Consider the following 15,016-nt stretch of genomic DNA (forward strand, 5'->3'; position numbering starts at 1 on the left):
AAAAGGCCTAGCTAGGCGTTCGGAGCGAACTCATACAAGTCTCTGTGCAATCAGCCCCTCGCAACCAATATAACATAAATCTACCAACGATATTTCAGCAGAATGCCCAGCAATTCCCTGCACCAATTCGCATTGGATGCCGTGGCGCCGGTAGACACCGAAGTCCATCATGCCCTGTTCGGACTGACCGTCGTAGCCCGCACGAAGAAGCACAACACGTTTCCCGTTGCGCGCCATGCCGACGATGGTGTCGTGTAGGTTCACCGCACCAACTGTGTCATCCCGCGCGACGACGCTACTGACCAGCATCCTTTTTGCTTCTCGACGGGCGAGTTCAAGAACATCCTGCGAGACGCTTTCGTCAAACAGGATGATGTCGGCAGCCTGCAGTGTCCGGACAGCCTTGAGCGTCAGCATTTCGGCATCTCCCGGCCCTGAACCGACCAGCGCCACCGAACCGGATACTTCCATATGGCACAGCTGATCCATGTCCGTCACAACCGCCTGCCGATCGGTCTCACCGGGCGGACGTGCCGACGAGAAGCAGCGATCGACGAAGCGCTCCCAGAAGGCCCGACGCCGCGGCCCGGGTGCGAGATGCAGATTGACCGTGTCTCGCAGACCCTGTGCCAATGCAGCCCAGCCCTTGAGAGAGGGCGGCAGGAGCGTCTCCACGCGTCTGCGAATGGCCTGGGCGAGGATCGGAGCGGCACCGTCCGTGGAGATCGCCAGGATCACCGGTGAGCGATTGACGATCGATCCGAACTGAAACTGGCAAAAGGCCGGTTTGTCGATGACATTGAAAGGCACGCCGGCTGCGCGCGCGGCACAGGCAAAGGCACGCGCCTCGTCATCGGTGTCGCAGTCCGCGATCGCCATGGAAGCCCCGGCGAAAACGCCGATATGCCATGGCGTATCGCGGATCGTGACCTTCTCCGCGCGTGCCAGTTCTGCCATGACGTCTCCGACTGTGCCGGCGGCTGCGAAGACTTCGACCCTTGCTCCGCAGGCAGCCAGAAGCTCCGCCTTCCAGGCCGCAGCGTCTGTTCCGCCAGCCACGAGCGCCCTCTTGCCCTGTAGGTCGAAGAACAGCGGCAGCTTGGCGAGCGGCTCGATCCGAGCGGCCGGATCACTCCGCTGCGAGGAGCGGTTGCGCATCGAGGATCCTCCTGATTTCGGGGCGGCACGAGCCGCAATTGGTGCCGGCGGCTAGCGCGTCTCCGACAGCCTCGACGGATCGGCAGCCGTGATCAATGGCGCGGCGGATGTCATTGACGCCAACCGAGAAGCAAGCGCAGACGATCGCGCCGCGATCGGGTCTGTTCGTTTCGGGGCGCCCCGCAACCAGCCTGCAGCGCGCGAGACGGTCACCATGATCGACATTCAACTGGTCGACAGCCCATTGCCGGGAAACCGCAACAGGCGCCCGGGAGACGAAAAGCGCGGCCAGCAGATCAGTGCCGTCAAAGGCAAGGATGCGGCTGTCACCCGACGTCGAGTCGACGTAGGCAACCATGTCGACATCTGCGCCAAGTTCGAGGCTTCTCGAAAGCCACGCCCCAAAGCCGCCATCCGGTTCGTCTCCGGCGAGCTCCAGTCGATAGCCGCCTTCAGTCTTTGCCATGGCCCAATAGGAAAACGGCAGGTTGGACGGCTTGTTGCGCGTCACCAGAAATGCGTGGAGGCGTGCCGAGTAGCGTTCAAGCAAAACACGCGCCTGTTTCAGGGCCGGCTGCCCGGAAATCGGATCGGTGAGCGACGGCACCAGGGTGTCGACGCGGGCTGCCGAGGCGGTCTCGTCGCTCCAATGCATTGGAACGAAGAGCGATCCGCGCGACTGCCGGTCGCTGAGCAAGGCCCGGACGATGACCTCTCGTCCGCCCTGGCCAGTGACACGAACCAGGTCGGCATGCCCGACCCCATGGTCGGCGGCGTCGAATGGATGGATTTCGCAATAGGGTTCCGCCATGTGAGCGGAAAGCCGCGCACTTTTGCCGGTGCGGGTCATGGTGTGCCAATGGTCGCGCACCCGCCCGGTGTTCAGAATGAAACCGTCTTCCTGGGAGGCCACGGCCGCTTGCACGGGCGCGAACCGCGCCTTGCCATCTGGATGGTAGAAGCGACCATTGCCGAAGAAACGCTCCGGCGCCTCACCGGTTGCCGGCCGAGGCCATTGGAACGGACGAAGATCGTCATACTGATCCTCGTCGATCCCAGCGAAGGCACCGATGTCGAAATCTCTGGTGCCTTTGTTTTCAAAACTGGACAGAGCCGCGTGCTCCGCGAAGATATCGACCGGCGAAGCGAAATCGAAAGCGCGGGTAAATCCCATGCGCTTGGCGACTTCGGTAATATGCCACCAATCCGGCCTTGCCTCGCCGGGTGCGGACAGAAACGCTCGCTGGCGGGAAATGCGCCGCTCGGAATTGGTCACCGTGCCGGATTTCTCGCCCCATCCCGTCGCCGGGAGAAGGACATGCGCCAGACGCCCCGTGTCCGTATCTCCCTGCATGTCCGAGACGACGACAAAGGGACAGGCTTCGATGGCAGCCTTCACCTTGTCGGCGTCCGGCATGGAAACCACGGGATTGGTGGACATGATCCAGAGCGCCTTGATCCGACCGTCTGCCACGGCATCGAACATGTCCACGGCCTTGAGCCCCGGGCGGTCGGCAATGCGTGGTGCCCCCCAGAAGCGCTGAACCCGATCACGGTGATCGGCATTCTCAATCGCCATGTGCGCTGCGAGCATATTGGCAAGGCCACCGACCTCCCGACCGCCCATGGCATTCGGCTGGCCGGTCAGCGAGAAAGGCCCCATCCCCGGTCGCCCGATACGCCCGGTCGCCAAATGACAGTTGATGATCGCATTGACCTTGTCGGTCCCGACCGAGGACTGATTGACCCCCTGGCTGTAGCAGGTGACGACACGTTCCGTGTCCGCGAACAGCCAGAAGAACTGCCGGATTGACAGTCCGGAGAGGCCCGTCACCTCCGAAAGCGCAGCCATCGATTGAGGCGATGCCGCAATCAGCGCTTCGGCGAACCCTGAAGTATGTGCCCCGACAAAGGCTTCGTCGATCCGGTTGGTCTCGGCAAGATGCGCAAGCAGCCCATTGAACAGGGCGACATCTCCGTCCGGACGCACGGCAAGATGGAGATCGGCAATGTCGGAAGTCGCGGTCCGACGCGGATCGATCACGACCACCTTCATCGTCGGCCGGGACGCCTTGGCAGCGGCGATGCGCTGGTAAAGCACCGGATGACACCAGGCGAGGTTCGACCCGACGAGAACCACCAGGTCGGCGAGCTCGAGATCCTCGTAGGTTCCGGGCACCGTATCCGATCCAAAGGCGCGGCGGTGTCCCGCAACCGAGGACGCCATGCACAGCCTGGAATTCGTGTCGATGTTGCCGGAACCGATGAAACCCTTCATCAGCTTGTTGGCGACATAGTAGTCCTCTGTCAGCAACTGGCCGGAGACGTAAAAGGCCACCGAGTCCGGTCCATGGGAAGCGATCGTATCGCTGAAGCGCTCGACGACCAAGTCTAGTGCCGCATCCCAGCTCGACCGCTGCCCGTGTATTGTCGGGTAGAGTGCGCGTCCGTCCAGGTCCAGAGTCTCGGCCAGAGCCGATCCCTTGGAACACAATTTTCCGAAGTTCGCCGGATGCTCGGGGTCGCCCCTTACGGTAAAAATACCCGCCTCGTCGACGCTTGCGATGACACCGCAGCCGACGCCGCAATAGGGGCACGTAGTGCGGGTTTCGCAGGCCATGGGTTCACTCCGCCGCCACAAGGACGCTCTCAAGCGCGATCGATAGCTGGCCATCGATATTGCGGATCGGAATGGTGCGCACTGCACCTTCATCGGCCCCGAGTGCCTTACCCGTCTCCAGCGAGATGACCCAGTTGTGCAAAGGGCAGGTGACGGAAGCGCCGTGCACGATTCCTTGCGTCAGGGGACCGCCCTTGTGGGGGCAATGGTCCTCGATCGCATAAACCTCATTCTCGGCGGTACGAAACACGCCGATCTTGCCCTGCGGGGTCTTCACGCAACGGGCACCGCGCAGGGGGATATCATTGATCGTGCCGATGGCGATCCAGTTCATGGGGCATGCTCCTTGTTGTTCAACATTCACCCTCCCCTTGAGGGGGAGGGTCGGACCGAAGGTCCGGGGTGGGGTGATAAGCTGCAATGATCGATCACCCCACCCGCGCGTTCCGCGCGACCTCCCCCTCAAGGGGAGGTGTTCACTCCGCTGCCGCTGAAAATCCGACGGTAGCCATGGGCTTGAACTCGTGTTTGTCCTTGCCGGAGACACGCTCCGACCACGGGTCGACCTGGGCGAACTTCTGAGAGAACACGAAGCGCTCGTAATAGGCGCGCCGCTTGTCATGGTCCTCCATGATCTGGCGGCGGATCTCGTCATGGCCGATGCGTTTCGCCCATTTGTAGATCCGCTCGAGATAGCGGCCCTGCTCGCGATACATCTGGGTGAGCGCCACGATATGCTCCAGCGCCTCGTCCTCGGTCTTCACCTGACCCAGGACATCGGTGCCCTTGATGTCGAGGCCGGCGGCGCCCGCGAAGTGGATCTCGAAACCAGAGTCGACGCAGATCACGCCGATATCCTTGCAGGTCGCCTCCGCGCAGTTGCGCGGACAGCCAGAGACGGCGAGCTTGAGTTTGGCGGGCGTCCAGGAGCCCCACATGAACTTCTCGAGACGAATGCCAAGCCCGGTCGAATCCTGCGTGCCGAAGCGACACCAGTCCGAGCCGACGCAGGTCTTCACGGTTCTGAGGCCCTTGGCATAGGCCTGGCCGGAGACAAAGCCGGCCTTGCCGAGATCGGCCCAGACGGCGGGCAGGTCTTCCTTCTCGATGCCGAGTAGATCGATGCGCTGGCCGCCGGTCACCTTCACCATCGGGATCTCGAACTTGTCGACGACATCGGCAATCGCGCGCAGTTCGGCAGAATTGGTCACGCCGCCCCACATGCGCGGCACAACGGAATAGGTGCCGTCCTTCTGGATGTTGGCGTGCACACGCTCATTGATGAACCGCGACTGGTAGTCATCGGCATATTCATCCGGCCAGTCTGAGACGAGATAATAATTGAGTGCTGGTCGGCATTTGGCGCAGCCGCAGGAGGTCTTCCATTCCAGTTCCTGCATCACGGCCGGGATCGTTTTTAATCCCTTGGCCTTGATCAGACGACGGACATCGTCATGGCCAAGCTCGGTGCAACTGCACATGGGCGTGACAGCGGCTGGGTTGTAGGCATCCCCAAGGGTCAGGGACATCAGCTGCTCGACGAGACCCGTGCAGTTGCCGCAGGAGGCGGATGCCTTGGTATGCGCCCTGACGCCGTCCAGCGTCGTCAACCCCTTGCCCGTAATGGCGCCCGTGATCTTGCCCTTGCAGACGCCGTTGCAGCCGCAGATTTCCGCATCATCCGGCAAGGCTGCAACGGCCGCCATAGGGTCCAGCGGAGACCCTCCCTGATAGGACTGGCCAAAAATCAGTGTCTCCCGCATGGCGGAGATATCGGTCTGCTTCTTCAGGAGATCGAAGAACCACGAGCCGTCGGCTGTTTCGCCGTAGAGAACCGCGCCGATGATCCGGTTGTCCTTCAGCACCAGACGCTTGTAGACGCCTGCACTTGCATCGCGCAGCACGATTTCCTCTCGATCGGGCGCCTCGGCGAAGTCGCCGGCCGAGAACAGGTTGATGCCGGTGACCTTGAGCTTCGTATTGACCACCGAACCCTGATACTCGGCATTCCCGCCGGTCAGGCGATCCGCGAGAACGCGGGCGCTTTCGTAAAGCGGCGCAACGAGGCCATAGCAGACCCCGCGATGTTCGGCGCATTCCCCGAGTGAGTAAATCGAGGCATCCGAGGTCATCATGCCGTCATCGACCACAATGCCCCTGTTGACCGCGAGCCCCGCATCCTTGGCAAGCTGGGATGCCGGACGGATGCCGACTGCCATGATCACCATGTCGCCGGAAATCACCCTGCCGTCTTCGAGTTCAACCCCTTCTACCCTGTCGCTGCCGAGGATCTGTTTCGTATTCGCCTTGGTGATGATCTCGATGCCGCGCTCCGCGAGCGCCTTTTCGAGGAGGTAGGCGGCAGCCGGATCGAGCTGGCGTTCCATGATCGTCGGCATCAGGTGGATGACGGTCACCTCCATCCCCTGACGCTTCAGGCCATAGGCCGCTTCGAGCCCGAGAAGACCTCCGCCGATGACGATTGCCCGTCCCTTGGCCTTGGCGATTTCCAGCATCTTCTCGACATCGTCGAGATCGCGATAGGCAAGAACGCCGGGTAATTGATGGCCGGGTACCGGGATGATGAAAGGCAAAGATCCCGTCGCTATGACCAGCTTGTCATAGGAGACCGTAATCCCGTTTGCCGATGTCACCGTCTTTGTCTGCCGGTCGATCTCGGTGACCTTGGCGCCCTTGTGCAGCGTCACGCCATGCGCCGCATACCAGGCGTCATCGTGGATGACGATATCCTCATAGGCCTTCTCGCCCGAGAGCACCGGTGAGAGCATGATACGGTCGTAATTGACCCGTGGCTCGGCATTGAAGATCGTCACGTCGTAGAGGCCGGGCGCTCTTTCGAACAGTTCTTCCAGCATGCGGCCGGGCGCCATGCCATTGCCGATAATGACCAGTTTCTCTGCCATTGACATCACTCCGCAGCTTCCACGAAGCGATGGCGCTCGTAGAGGAATTTCAATACGGCCTCGCGGCACTTGAGATAGGTCCGGTCGGAGGCAAGCTCGATCCGATTCCGGGGACGTGCGATCGGCACCTCCAGGATCTCGCCGATCCGGGCAGCCGGTCCGTTGGTCATCATCACGATCCGGTCGGAGAGCAGCACCGCCTCGTCGACATCATGCGTGATCATGATCATCGTATTGCCGAGCCGGCCATGGATCTCCATGACCGCATCCTGCAGATGCGCGCGCGTCAGGGCGTCGAGCGCACCGAAGGGCTCGTCGAGCAGCAGCACCTTGGGCTCCATCGACAGGGCACGGGCAATGCCGACACGTTGCTTCATGCCCCCGGAGATTTCGGCCGGCCGCTTGTCCTTGGCATGTGCCATCTGCACCAGGTCGAGATTGTGCATGACCCAGTCATGCTTTTCAGCCTTCGTCTTGCGTCCGGAGAACACCTTGGAAACAGCCAGATTGACGTTCTCGTAAACGGTGAGCCAGGGCAGCAGCGAATGGTTCTGGAAGACCACGGCACGGTCTGGCCCCGGGGCGTTGACCTCCAGGTTTTCAAGGAGAACTGCACCTGCGCTTACCCGCGTAAGCCCGGCAATGAGATTGAGCAGCGTCGACTTTCCGCAGCCGGAATGGCCGATGATCGAGACGAATTCGCCCTTGTCGATAGTAAGCGTGATGTCCTTCAGAACCTCGGTGCGGACCCCGCCACGCTCGAAGCTTTTGTCGATGTGGTCGATCTTGAGATAGCTGGACATGATGGCGTCCCCCTCAGTTCTTGGCTGTGCCACGGGTGACGACGCTGCCGAGCAGGGCGACGAGCTTGTCGAGGACAAAGCCGGTCACGCCGATATAGACGAGCGCCACGATGATGTCGGAGAGGCGCGAGGAATTCCACGCATCCCAGATGAAGAAGCCGATACCGACGCCGCCGGTGAGCATTTCGGCTGCAACGATGGCGAGCCAAGAGAGGCCGACGCCGATCCTGAGGCCGGTGAAGATGTATGGCGCTGCAGCCGGCACCATGATCCGCACGAAGAATTCCAGCGGATTGAGGCGCAAGACGCGGGCGATGTTGCGATAGTCATCGGGAATGTTGCGCACGCCGACCGCGGTGTTGATGATGACAGGCCAGATCGACGTGATGAAGATAACGAAAATCGCGGAGGGATTGCTGTCCTGAAAGGCCGCAAGCGAGAGCGGCAGCCAGGCGAGCGGTGGTACGGTGCGCAGGATCTGGAAGATCGGATCAAGGCCACGCATGGCCCAGATGGACTGCCCGACGACGGCACCGAGGAAGACGCCGACCACGGCGGCAAGGCCAAAGCCCATGGCGACACGTTCCAGCGATGTCAAAACCCGCCAGGCGAGCCCGATATCCTGCGAGCCGTATTCGAAGAATGGGTAGGCGATCAGATCGTAACTGTCGGCCCAGACCTGGGAAGGCGACGGCAATGTCGCGCCGGGCTGCGAACAGGCGATCTGCCAGATGGTGAGAAGCACCAGCGTGACCACGAGCGGGGGCAGTATATTGCGCAAGACATCGGCGCCGGCCCGCTTCAGATCGATTTTCGGCGTCGCGCGCCTGGCCAGGTGAACGACGGTTCCGGTCCGGTCCGGGGAGACGGCGATCGCCTCTGTCTCTGCTTTTCGGGCGGTTGCGGGCATGTGTTTTTCCTCTGCGCGTGTCGAAAGGGAGTTGTTCTTGCCTCCGAAGGCCCTGCGAGTACCGCAGGGCCTTCGGAAATGGCGCGCGTCAGGCGCTCGCCTTGATGGCGAGGCTGTCGAGATAAGCCTGCGGATTGTCGGGGTCGAAGACCTTGCCGTCGAAGAAGGTTTCCGGACCACGCGAGGCGGAGGACGGAATGTCGGCAGCTGCGACGCCGAGTTCCTTGGCGGCCTCGCGCCAGATGTCCTCGCGGTTCACCTTGTCGATGAGCGCCTTGATGTCGGTGTCGGGCGCGAACTTGCCCCAGCGGACATTCTCGGTGAGGAACCAGGCGTCGTGGCTCTTGAACGGATAGGAGGCATGATCCTTCCAGAACTTCATCTCAAGCCCGGAGTTCTCGACCACGCGGCCGTTGCCGTAGTTGATCGTGCCTCTCAGGCGACCCACAACGTCCTTCGGCGGAACGTTGAACCATTGCCGCTTGCCGAGAATGTCGGACATCTCGTCCTTGTTATCCATGCTGTCGGCCCACATCTGGGCTTCCATCACGGCCATGAGAAGTGCCTTCGCGGCAATGGGGTTCTGTTCCACCCAGTCGGAGCGGAGGCCGAGCGCCTTTTCGGGATGCCCCTTCCAGAGTTCGCCGGTCGTACAGGCGGTGAAGCCGATATCCTGGTTGACCAGCTGCTCGTTCCAGGGCTCGCCCACACAGAAGGCATCCATGTTGCCGACCTTCATGTTGGCGACCATCTGCGGCGGGGGAACGACGATCGTCGACACGTCCTTGTCCGGGTCGATGCCGCCGGCGGCCAGCCAGTAGCGAATCCAGAGGTCGTGTGTGCCGCCCGGGAAGGTCATGGCCACCTTCACCTCGCCGCCGGCCGCCTTCTTGGCGGCAAAGACATCCCGCAGCTTGGATGCGTCGAGGCCGACGCCAGTCTCGGCATATTCCTTGGCGACCGAAATGCCCTGGCTGTCGAGGTTGAGGCGCGCGAGGATAGACATCGGCACCGGCACATTGTTCTGCGTCACCTTGCCGGCCGAGATCAGGTAGGGCATCGGGGTGAGAATATGCGCACCGTCGATCCCGTTCGAAGCGCCGCCGAGCACCAGATTGTCGCGGGTGGCACCCCAGGACGCCTGCTTCAGCACTTCGACCTCGGGCAGGCCGAACTTAGCGAACAGCCCCTTTTCCTGGGCGATCACCAACGGTGCGGCATCGGTCAGCGCGATGAAGCCGAGCTTCGCCCCCTTCACCTCCGGCCCGGAGCCAGCCGCAAAGGCACCGAATGGAAAGGCCAGCTTCGCGGCACTGACGACGGCAGCTGCCGATGTAAGCTTCAGAAGCTGGCGGCGGGTGGTGCTCATTCCTGTAGTCTTCGTCATTTTTTGTGCCCCTCTGGTGTGACGGAGATCCGGAAAAACAAAAAAACGCCGCTCGGTGACTGCATCTGCGGGATCGAAGGATCCCGTGTGCAAACCAAGCGACGTCGGTGTCTCTGGTGAGCGCGCTTCAGGCGCTCTTTCGTCCGGTCGCCGTTGACCGGATGTTTTTCAAGGAAGCAAAGGCCGTGCCAATTTCAATGGGAAGGCCCAAGTTGCTGAATTCAAATTGGAAAAATCTCTGCGGCCACGACTACGCCTGTACAAGACAATGGATGACCGGGGTTCAAAATTTGTGCAACTGCACAAGGGTGTCCAGAATTGAGGCCGCCCTTTCGTGCATTCGATCAGTCGTCCGTGGCCATTGACGGCCGCTTCGCCCCGGAACGGACCTCGAAACCAGAGACATAGTCGGTCATTCGATTGGGGTCGAAAATCCGTCCATCCATGAAACGGTCATCTTCCAAACTGCCTGGCAGAGGGGATGCATCGTCTGGCATTTGGGCTCCGGATCCGAGTGCTGCGCGATAGAGGTCGGCGCGGTAGGCGCTCTTCGCCCGCTTCAGATTGTCGGCGCTGTGATCGACCTGCCCCCACCGGATCATCTGGCTATAGATCCAGAGCGCCTGATTGACCTGCGGAAAGTTCGCCGCGTGGCGATGGAAAACGAAGTAATCGCGGATCAGTCGACGATTGCCTTGGGCATCCAGGCTGAACTCGCCGGCCAGGACGCGGCGAATGATGTCCCGTGATGCGGTGATGTAGCGAGGGGAGGCCAGCATCTCGGAAAGATGATCATGATTGTCAGGCTGGTCACACCAGCGGGCGGCCTTGTCGAGCGCCACGATCAGCCGGCCGACCGTATCGGCGTTGGCTTCCGCCCAATCCGGCCGCATGCCGACCACCTTCTCCGGCGCAGAGGGCCAGATATCCTGCTTGGCCGCGACGATCCGACCGACACCTCGTTCGGAAGCAACCATGTTCCAGGGCGCACCGACACAAAAGCCGTCGATCGCTCCGGCAGCCAGCGCATCGGAGGTGAGGGGTGGCGGCACGACAACGAGCTTCACATCACGATCCGGATCGACGCCGCCAGCGGCCAGCCAGTAGCGGAACTCGTAATTGTGTGACGAGAAAGGATAGGTCATGCCGAGGGTCGGAGGCTGCTCGCCGTTCTGCCGCATGTCCTGCAGCACGCTCGCTAACGCTCTTGCCAGTTGAAGCGCGCTCGCATCCTCTGCCAGATCGGCGCGCACCTTCATCCGTTCGAAGAGGCGCAGTGACAACGTGATCGCATTGCCACCGCGGCCCAGAGAAAAAGGGGTGATCGTCGGGGAGGGATTGGAGCCGAGCTCCAGCATCGAGGCAACCGGCATGGGCGATAGCATATGGGCGATGTCGAACTGCCGGAAAGCCAGGCGATCACGGACATTGGCCCAGGAGACATCGCGCACGAGGTCGAGTGTCAGTCCTTCCTTGTCGGCAAATCCCATCTCCGCAGCCGCGACCAGGATCGAGGCATCCATCAGCGGAATGAAGCCGGCACGCAGGATACGCTGCTCCCGCCCGGACACATGAACCGCCGGAGCGCCTGGATCGATGTTTCGCTGCCTGCTCATCATATCGCTCACTTCACTGTCCCCGCGCGCCGGTCATCACAGCAGCAATCCCGCAGCGGTCACTACGCTCTGGGCTATGTCGACCAGTTTCTTTTTCTCGTTCATGGCGGTTTGACGCATGAGCGCGAAGGCTTCCTCCTCGCTCATGCCGCGCATCTTCATCAGGATGCCCTTGGCGCGCTCAATGACCTTGCGCTCCTCGAGCGCGTTCTTCGCTTCGGCCAGTTCGCGTTGCAGACGGCTGAACGCGTTGAAGCGGCTGACCGCCATATCGAGGATCGGCTTCACCCGTTCCTTGCGCAACCCATCGACGATATAGGCCGAGACGCCGGCATCCACGGCGGCCTCGATGGAGGCGCTGTCTGAGCGATCGACGAACATGGCGATCGGCCTGCTGACCGAGCGGGTGAGCTGGAAGAGATGCTCCATCATGTCACGGTTCGGGTTCTCGATATCGATGATGATGACGTCAGGCGCCAGCGTCTCCACCGTCTTGGCAATTCCCTGTACCCCGAGAGCGACGGTCACGTGCCGGTGACCTGCCTCGCGCAAACCGTCCTCGATGATCGCTGCGCGAACAGCGTTTTCATCGATCACAAGGATGGTGAGGTCGAGATGGTTCATGTGCGATTGATGACGCAATGCAACAAAGTTGGCAAGCTTGGGGCCTAAATTTTGAGCTTGCTGCAATGGAAACTATTTTTTGAGCAGATTGGCCCGCCGTCCTCACCAGTGACGCAGAAAAACGAAGCCCCCGGAGTGGTCAACTCCGGGGGCTGTCGGAAAAGTGCGGGCTTCGTCTGTATTCGTTGGTGCTCAGTCCTGGCCCTTGGGCTGGAGCGATATCTGCCGTGCGAGCGCAAGCGCGATCAGCGTGCAGACGGCACCCGATAGAAGGTAGAGGCCGGCTGCAAACAGACCGAACCAGGTGGACAGCAGCAGTGCCGCGAGCGGCGCAAACCCTGCCCCGAACATCCAGGAGAGTGCCGAGACAATCGCGGAGGCCGTGTAGCGGTTTCGGCGGTCGAACAGCGAAGCGATGGTTCCGGAGGACTGGGCGAAATTGAAGCCGAGAATGACGAAACCAACCATCATGTAGGCGACGACACCGGCCTGGCCGCCGTTGAGGAGCAGAGGCGCCGTCAGCGCGAAGGCGCCGATGGCCCAGGCCCCCCAGACGAGGATCCTGTCGCGGCCGATCCGGTCCGAAAGCCAGCCGGAGAACAGCATGGCAAGGATACCGACGGCAGCACCGGCCGCTTCGATCAGAAGGAAGGTGCCCGGTGCTTCATCCGTATAGAGGAAGATCCACGATAGCGGGAAAACCGTGACCATGTGGAACATGGCAAAGGTTGCAAGCGGCACGAAGACGCCGAGCAGAACCGTGCGTCCGTCTTGTGAGAGGGTGGAGCGCAACCTCGTCGGTGTCAGTTCGTTCGTCTCGAAGAGCTCCTTGAACTCCGGCGTGTCGACGATGCGCAGACGCGCAAAGAGTGCCACGACATTGATCGCGAAGGCGACGAAGAACGGATAGCGCCAGCCCCAGTCGAGGAAGTCGGCGGCCGAAAGCGTCATGACGAGGTAGGCGAACAGCACGGCGGCGACGGCAAGGCCAACCACAGCGCCGAGCTGAGGGATCATGGCATAGAAACCACGCTTGTCCTTCGACGCAGTGATGGCCAGTAGCGGTGCAAGGCCATCCCAGGTGCCGCCAAGCGCCAGACCCTGGCCGATGCGCAGGAGCGCCAGCATGGCGATCGCCCACCACCCGGCGGTTTCATAGGAGGGCACCAGACCCATGGCGACGGTCGAGGTTCCCAGCAGGAAAAGCGCCACCGTAAGCTTGGTCACGCGGCCATGCCGGCGGTCGAGGGCCGTGAAGATCACCGTGCCCAGCGGTCGTGCCACGAAAGCGAGAGCCACAAGCACGAAGGACCAGAGTGTCCCGGTCAGCGGATCGAGGAACGGAAAGATGCGCGCTGGAAAGACGATGACCGACGCGATCGCGAACACGAAGAAGTCGAAGAACTCCGACGTGCGCCCGATGATGACGCCGACAGCGATATCGGACGGGGAAACGTGATGGTCATCTTCTGAAGTTGTGCGGCCGTTCTGTGCGGCCGGAGGTGCAGAACCGGTCATGCTCGCCATGTCGCGGGATCACTTTCTCGATTGTACTGGGCGGGCGCACATCGGGAGATACAGCCTTCGCCTTAGTCTAACATGCTGAAATGAAATGCCGCAGGTGCGGCCAAATTGACAGGTGACAAATTGTCGTATGTGCTGCACCGCAAAACCCAACTAACTACCTTGGCGAATGTCAATGGTCGTCGAGTGGTGTTCGGGGGGGATCCCTGCTCTGTGACCCGTCAGTGTATCAGGGTAAGAGATGCAAGAGCTTCGCCTCCCGAAAATACTGGCCGCCGTGGTGGCGGTCCTTTTCCTGTCCGCCTGCAAGGCCGAAGTCCTTGCTCCGACCGGCGACGTCGCCGCCCAGCAGCGTGACCTGCTCGTCATCTCTACGCTTCTGATGCTGATCATAATCATTCCGGTGATGGCGCTCACCTGCTGGTTCGCTTGGCACTACCGTGCATCCAACAGTCAGGCGATCTACAGGCCGAACTGGTCCCACTCGACCAAGCTCGAGCTGATCATCTGGGCAATCCCCCTGATGATCATCATCTGCCTCGGTGCGCTGACCTGGGTCGGCACCCACCTTCTCGATCCCTATCGGCCACTGGCGCGCGTGTCTGCAGAGCAGCCGCTTGATCCGCAGCAGGAGCCGCTCGACGTGCAAGTCGTGGCCCTCGATTGGAAATGGCTCTTCATCTACCCGCAATATGGCGTCGCGGCCGTCAATGAGCTCCCGGTTCCTACCGATCGGCCGATCCGGTTCTCGCTGACCTCCTCTTCGGTCATGAATGCCTTCTACATCCCGCACATGGCCGGCATGATCTACGCAATGCCCGGCATGCAGACGACGCTGCACGGCGTCTTCAATCAGGAGGGCACCTTCCAGGGCCTCGCCTCGCATTACTCGGGCGCCGGCTTCTCCGGCATGCGTTTCAAGGCGAGGGCAACTGATGCCGCAGCCTTCGATGCTTGGGTTGAAGAGGCCCGTGCGGGCGCCGACAAGCTGGACCGGGCGAAGTATCTCGAGCTCGAACGCCCCAGTGAAAACGTGAAGCCGGTGACCTTCGCCAGTGTCGATCCGCAGCTCTTTCCGCGCGTGGTCAACATGTGCGTCGAAGACGGTAAGATCTGCATGGCCGAAATGATGGCGCTCGATGCCCAGGGTGGAACGGGTCTCGCCGGAACGGTCAATATGAGCGCGCTGATCTACGACAAGCATGAACGTCGCGGCACGCGCGAGCCGGTCTTCGGCTGGGAACCCTTCAAGGTTCTAGGCTTCTGCTCGGCGGAAGAACTGGAGCAGATGCTGGCCGCTAAGCCCGCTTCCTACAACGACCAGCCCGTCGTTTCGGGTCCCCTGATGGGACACAACATGCCGCAGCCGGTATCGCCTTTCGGCGGTGAGGCCGAACGTTTTCTCACGCTCGTCCGGCAGGCATCCGGCAATGCGCCGCAACTCTGACAG

11 protein-coding genes are annotated in these 15,016 nt (G+C 61.5%); 1 reads left to right on the plus strand and 10 read right to left on the minus strand.

Features of this window, described 5'->3' with window-relative positions:
* Positions 1-30: 30 nt before the first annotated feature.
* From D4A92_RS06745 to D4A92_RS06790, 10 genes are all read right to left on the minus strand, one after another.
* Positions 31-1,158: an NAD(P)-dependent oxidoreductase gene (locus D4A92_RS06745; protein ID WP_203018899.1), complete on the minus strand. Its 1,128-nt coding sequence runs from the start codon at positions 1,156-1,158 to the stop codon at positions 31-33.
* Positions 1,130-3,778 (minus strand): nitrate reductase, encoded by a 2,649-nt coding sequence (locus tag D4A92_RS06750; RefSeq protein WP_203018900.1) that lies wholly within the window; start codon positions 3,776-3,778, stop codon positions 1,130-1,132. The genes D4A92_RS06745 and D4A92_RS06750 overlap by 29 nt, the downstream gene beginning before the upstream one ends.
* A gap of 4 nt (positions 3,779-3,782) precedes the next feature.
* The gene (nirD, locus tag D4A92_RS06755; RefSeq protein WP_203018901.1) at positions 3,783-4,112 is read right to left on the minus strand and encodes a nitrite reductase small subunit NirD; all 330 of its coding nucleotides are present in this window, start codon (positions 4,110-4,112) and stop codon (positions 3,783-3,785) included.
* Between the two features lie 142 nt (positions 4,113-4,254).
* Entirely contained in the window at positions 4,255-6,702 is a 2,448-nt protein-coding gene (gene nirB, locus D4A92_RS06760; RefSeq protein ID WP_203018903.1) for a nitrite reductase large subunit NirB, read from the minus strand.
* A 5-nt stretch (positions 6,703-6,707) separates the two neighbouring features.
* Positions 6,708-7,505 carry an ABC transporter ATP-binding protein gene (locus tag D4A92_RS06765; protein WP_203018905.1) on the minus strand — a complete coding sequence of 266 codons (798 nt, stop codon included), beginning with the start codon at positions 7,503-7,505 and terminating at the stop codon, positions 6,708-6,710.
* Between the two features lie 13 nt (positions 7,506-7,518).
* A complete protein-coding gene (ntrB, locus tag D4A92_RS06770; RefSeq protein ID WP_203018907.1) occupies positions 7,519-8,415 on the minus strand; it encodes a nitrate ABC transporter permease in 897 nt (298 codons plus the stop codon).
* A gap of 88 nt (positions 8,416-8,503) precedes the next feature.
* Positions 8,504-9,802: a CmpA/NrtA family ABC transporter substrate-binding protein gene (locus D4A92_RS06775; RefSeq protein ID WP_203018909.1), complete on the minus strand. Its 1,299-nt coding sequence runs from the start codon at positions 9,800-9,802 to the stop codon at positions 8,504-8,506.
* A gap of 344 nt (positions 9,803-10,146) precedes the next feature.
* Positions 10,147-11,421 carry a CmpA/NrtA family ABC transporter substrate-binding protein gene (locus tag D4A92_RS06780; protein ID WP_203019860.1) on the minus strand — a complete coding sequence of 425 codons (1,275 nt, stop codon included), beginning with the start codon at positions 11,419-11,421 and terminating at the stop codon, positions 10,147-10,149.
* A 33-nt stretch (positions 11,422-11,454) separates the two neighbouring features.
* On the minus strand, positions 11,455-12,042 hold the full coding sequence (locus tag D4A92_RS06785; protein WP_076391149.1) for an ANTAR domain-containing response regulator: 588 nt from the start codon (positions 12,040-12,042) through the stop codon (positions 11,455-11,457).
* Between the two features lie 192 nt (positions 12,043-12,234).
* Entirely contained in the window at positions 12,235-13,569 is a 1,335-nt protein-coding gene (locus D4A92_RS06790) for an MFS transporter (RefSeq protein ID WP_006725333.1), read from the minus strand.
* 238 nt (positions 13,570-13,807) lie between these two features.
* Between D4A92_RS06790 and cyoA the strand changes: the two genes are divergently transcribed.
* The gene (gene cyoA / locus D4A92_RS06795; RefSeq protein ID WP_203018911.1) at positions 13,808-15,013 is read left to right on the plus strand and encodes a ubiquinol oxidase subunit II; all 1,206 of its coding nucleotides are present in this window, start codon (positions 13,808-13,810) and stop codon (positions 15,011-15,013) included.
* The last annotated feature ends 3 nt before the right edge of the window (positions 15,014-15,016 follow it).

The organism is Rhizobium rosettiformans, from assembly GCF_016806065.1.
GTDB lineage: Bacteria > Pseudomonadota > Alphaproteobacteria > Rhizobiales > Rhizobiaceae > Allorhizobium.

Excerpts from the sequence above, each read along its gene's own strand:
- D4A92_RS06745 (WP_203018899.1), bottom strand. The coding sequence starts at position 1,158 with ATGCGCAACCGCTCCTCGCAGCGGAGTGATCCGGCCGCTCGGATCGAG.
- D4A92_RS06750 (WP_203018900.1), bottom strand. The coding sequence starts at position 3,778 with ATGGCCTGCGAAACCCGCACTACGTGCCCCTATTGCGGCGTCGGCTGC.
- nirD (WP_203018901.1), bottom strand. The coding sequence starts at position 4,112 with ATGAACTGGATCGCCATCGGCACGATCAATGATATCCCCCTGCGCGGT.
- nirB (WP_203018903.1), bottom strand. The coding sequence starts at position 6,702 with ATGGCAGAGAAACTGGTCATTATCGGCAATGGCATGGCGCCCGGCCGC.
- D4A92_RS06765 (WP_203018905.1), bottom strand. The coding sequence starts at position 7,505 with ATGTCCAGCTATCTCAAGATCGACCACATCGACAAAAGCTTCGAGCGT.
- ntrB (WP_203018907.1), bottom strand. The coding sequence starts at position 8,415 with ATGCCCGCAACCGCCCGAAAAGCAGAGACAGAGGCGATCGCCGTCTCC.
- D4A92_RS06775 (WP_203018909.1), bottom strand. The coding sequence starts at position 9,802 with ATGACGAAGACTACAGGAATGAGCACCACCCGCCGCCAGCTTCTGAAG.
- D4A92_RS06780 (WP_203019860.1), bottom strand. The coding sequence starts at position 11,421 with ATGATGAGCAGGCAGCGAAACATCGATCCAGGCGCTCCGGCGGTTCAT.
- D4A92_RS06785 (WP_076391149.1), bottom strand. The coding sequence starts at position 12,042 with ATGAACCATCTCGACCTCACCATCCTTGTGATCGATGAAAACGCTGTT.
- D4A92_RS06790 (WP_006725333.1), bottom strand. The coding sequence starts at position 13,569 with ATGGCGAGCATGACCGGTTCTGCACCTCCGGCCGCACAGAACGGCCGC.
- cyoA (WP_203018911.1), top strand. The coding sequence starts at position 13,808 with ATGCAAGAGCTTCGCCTCCCGAAAATACTGGCCGCCGTGGTGGCGGTC.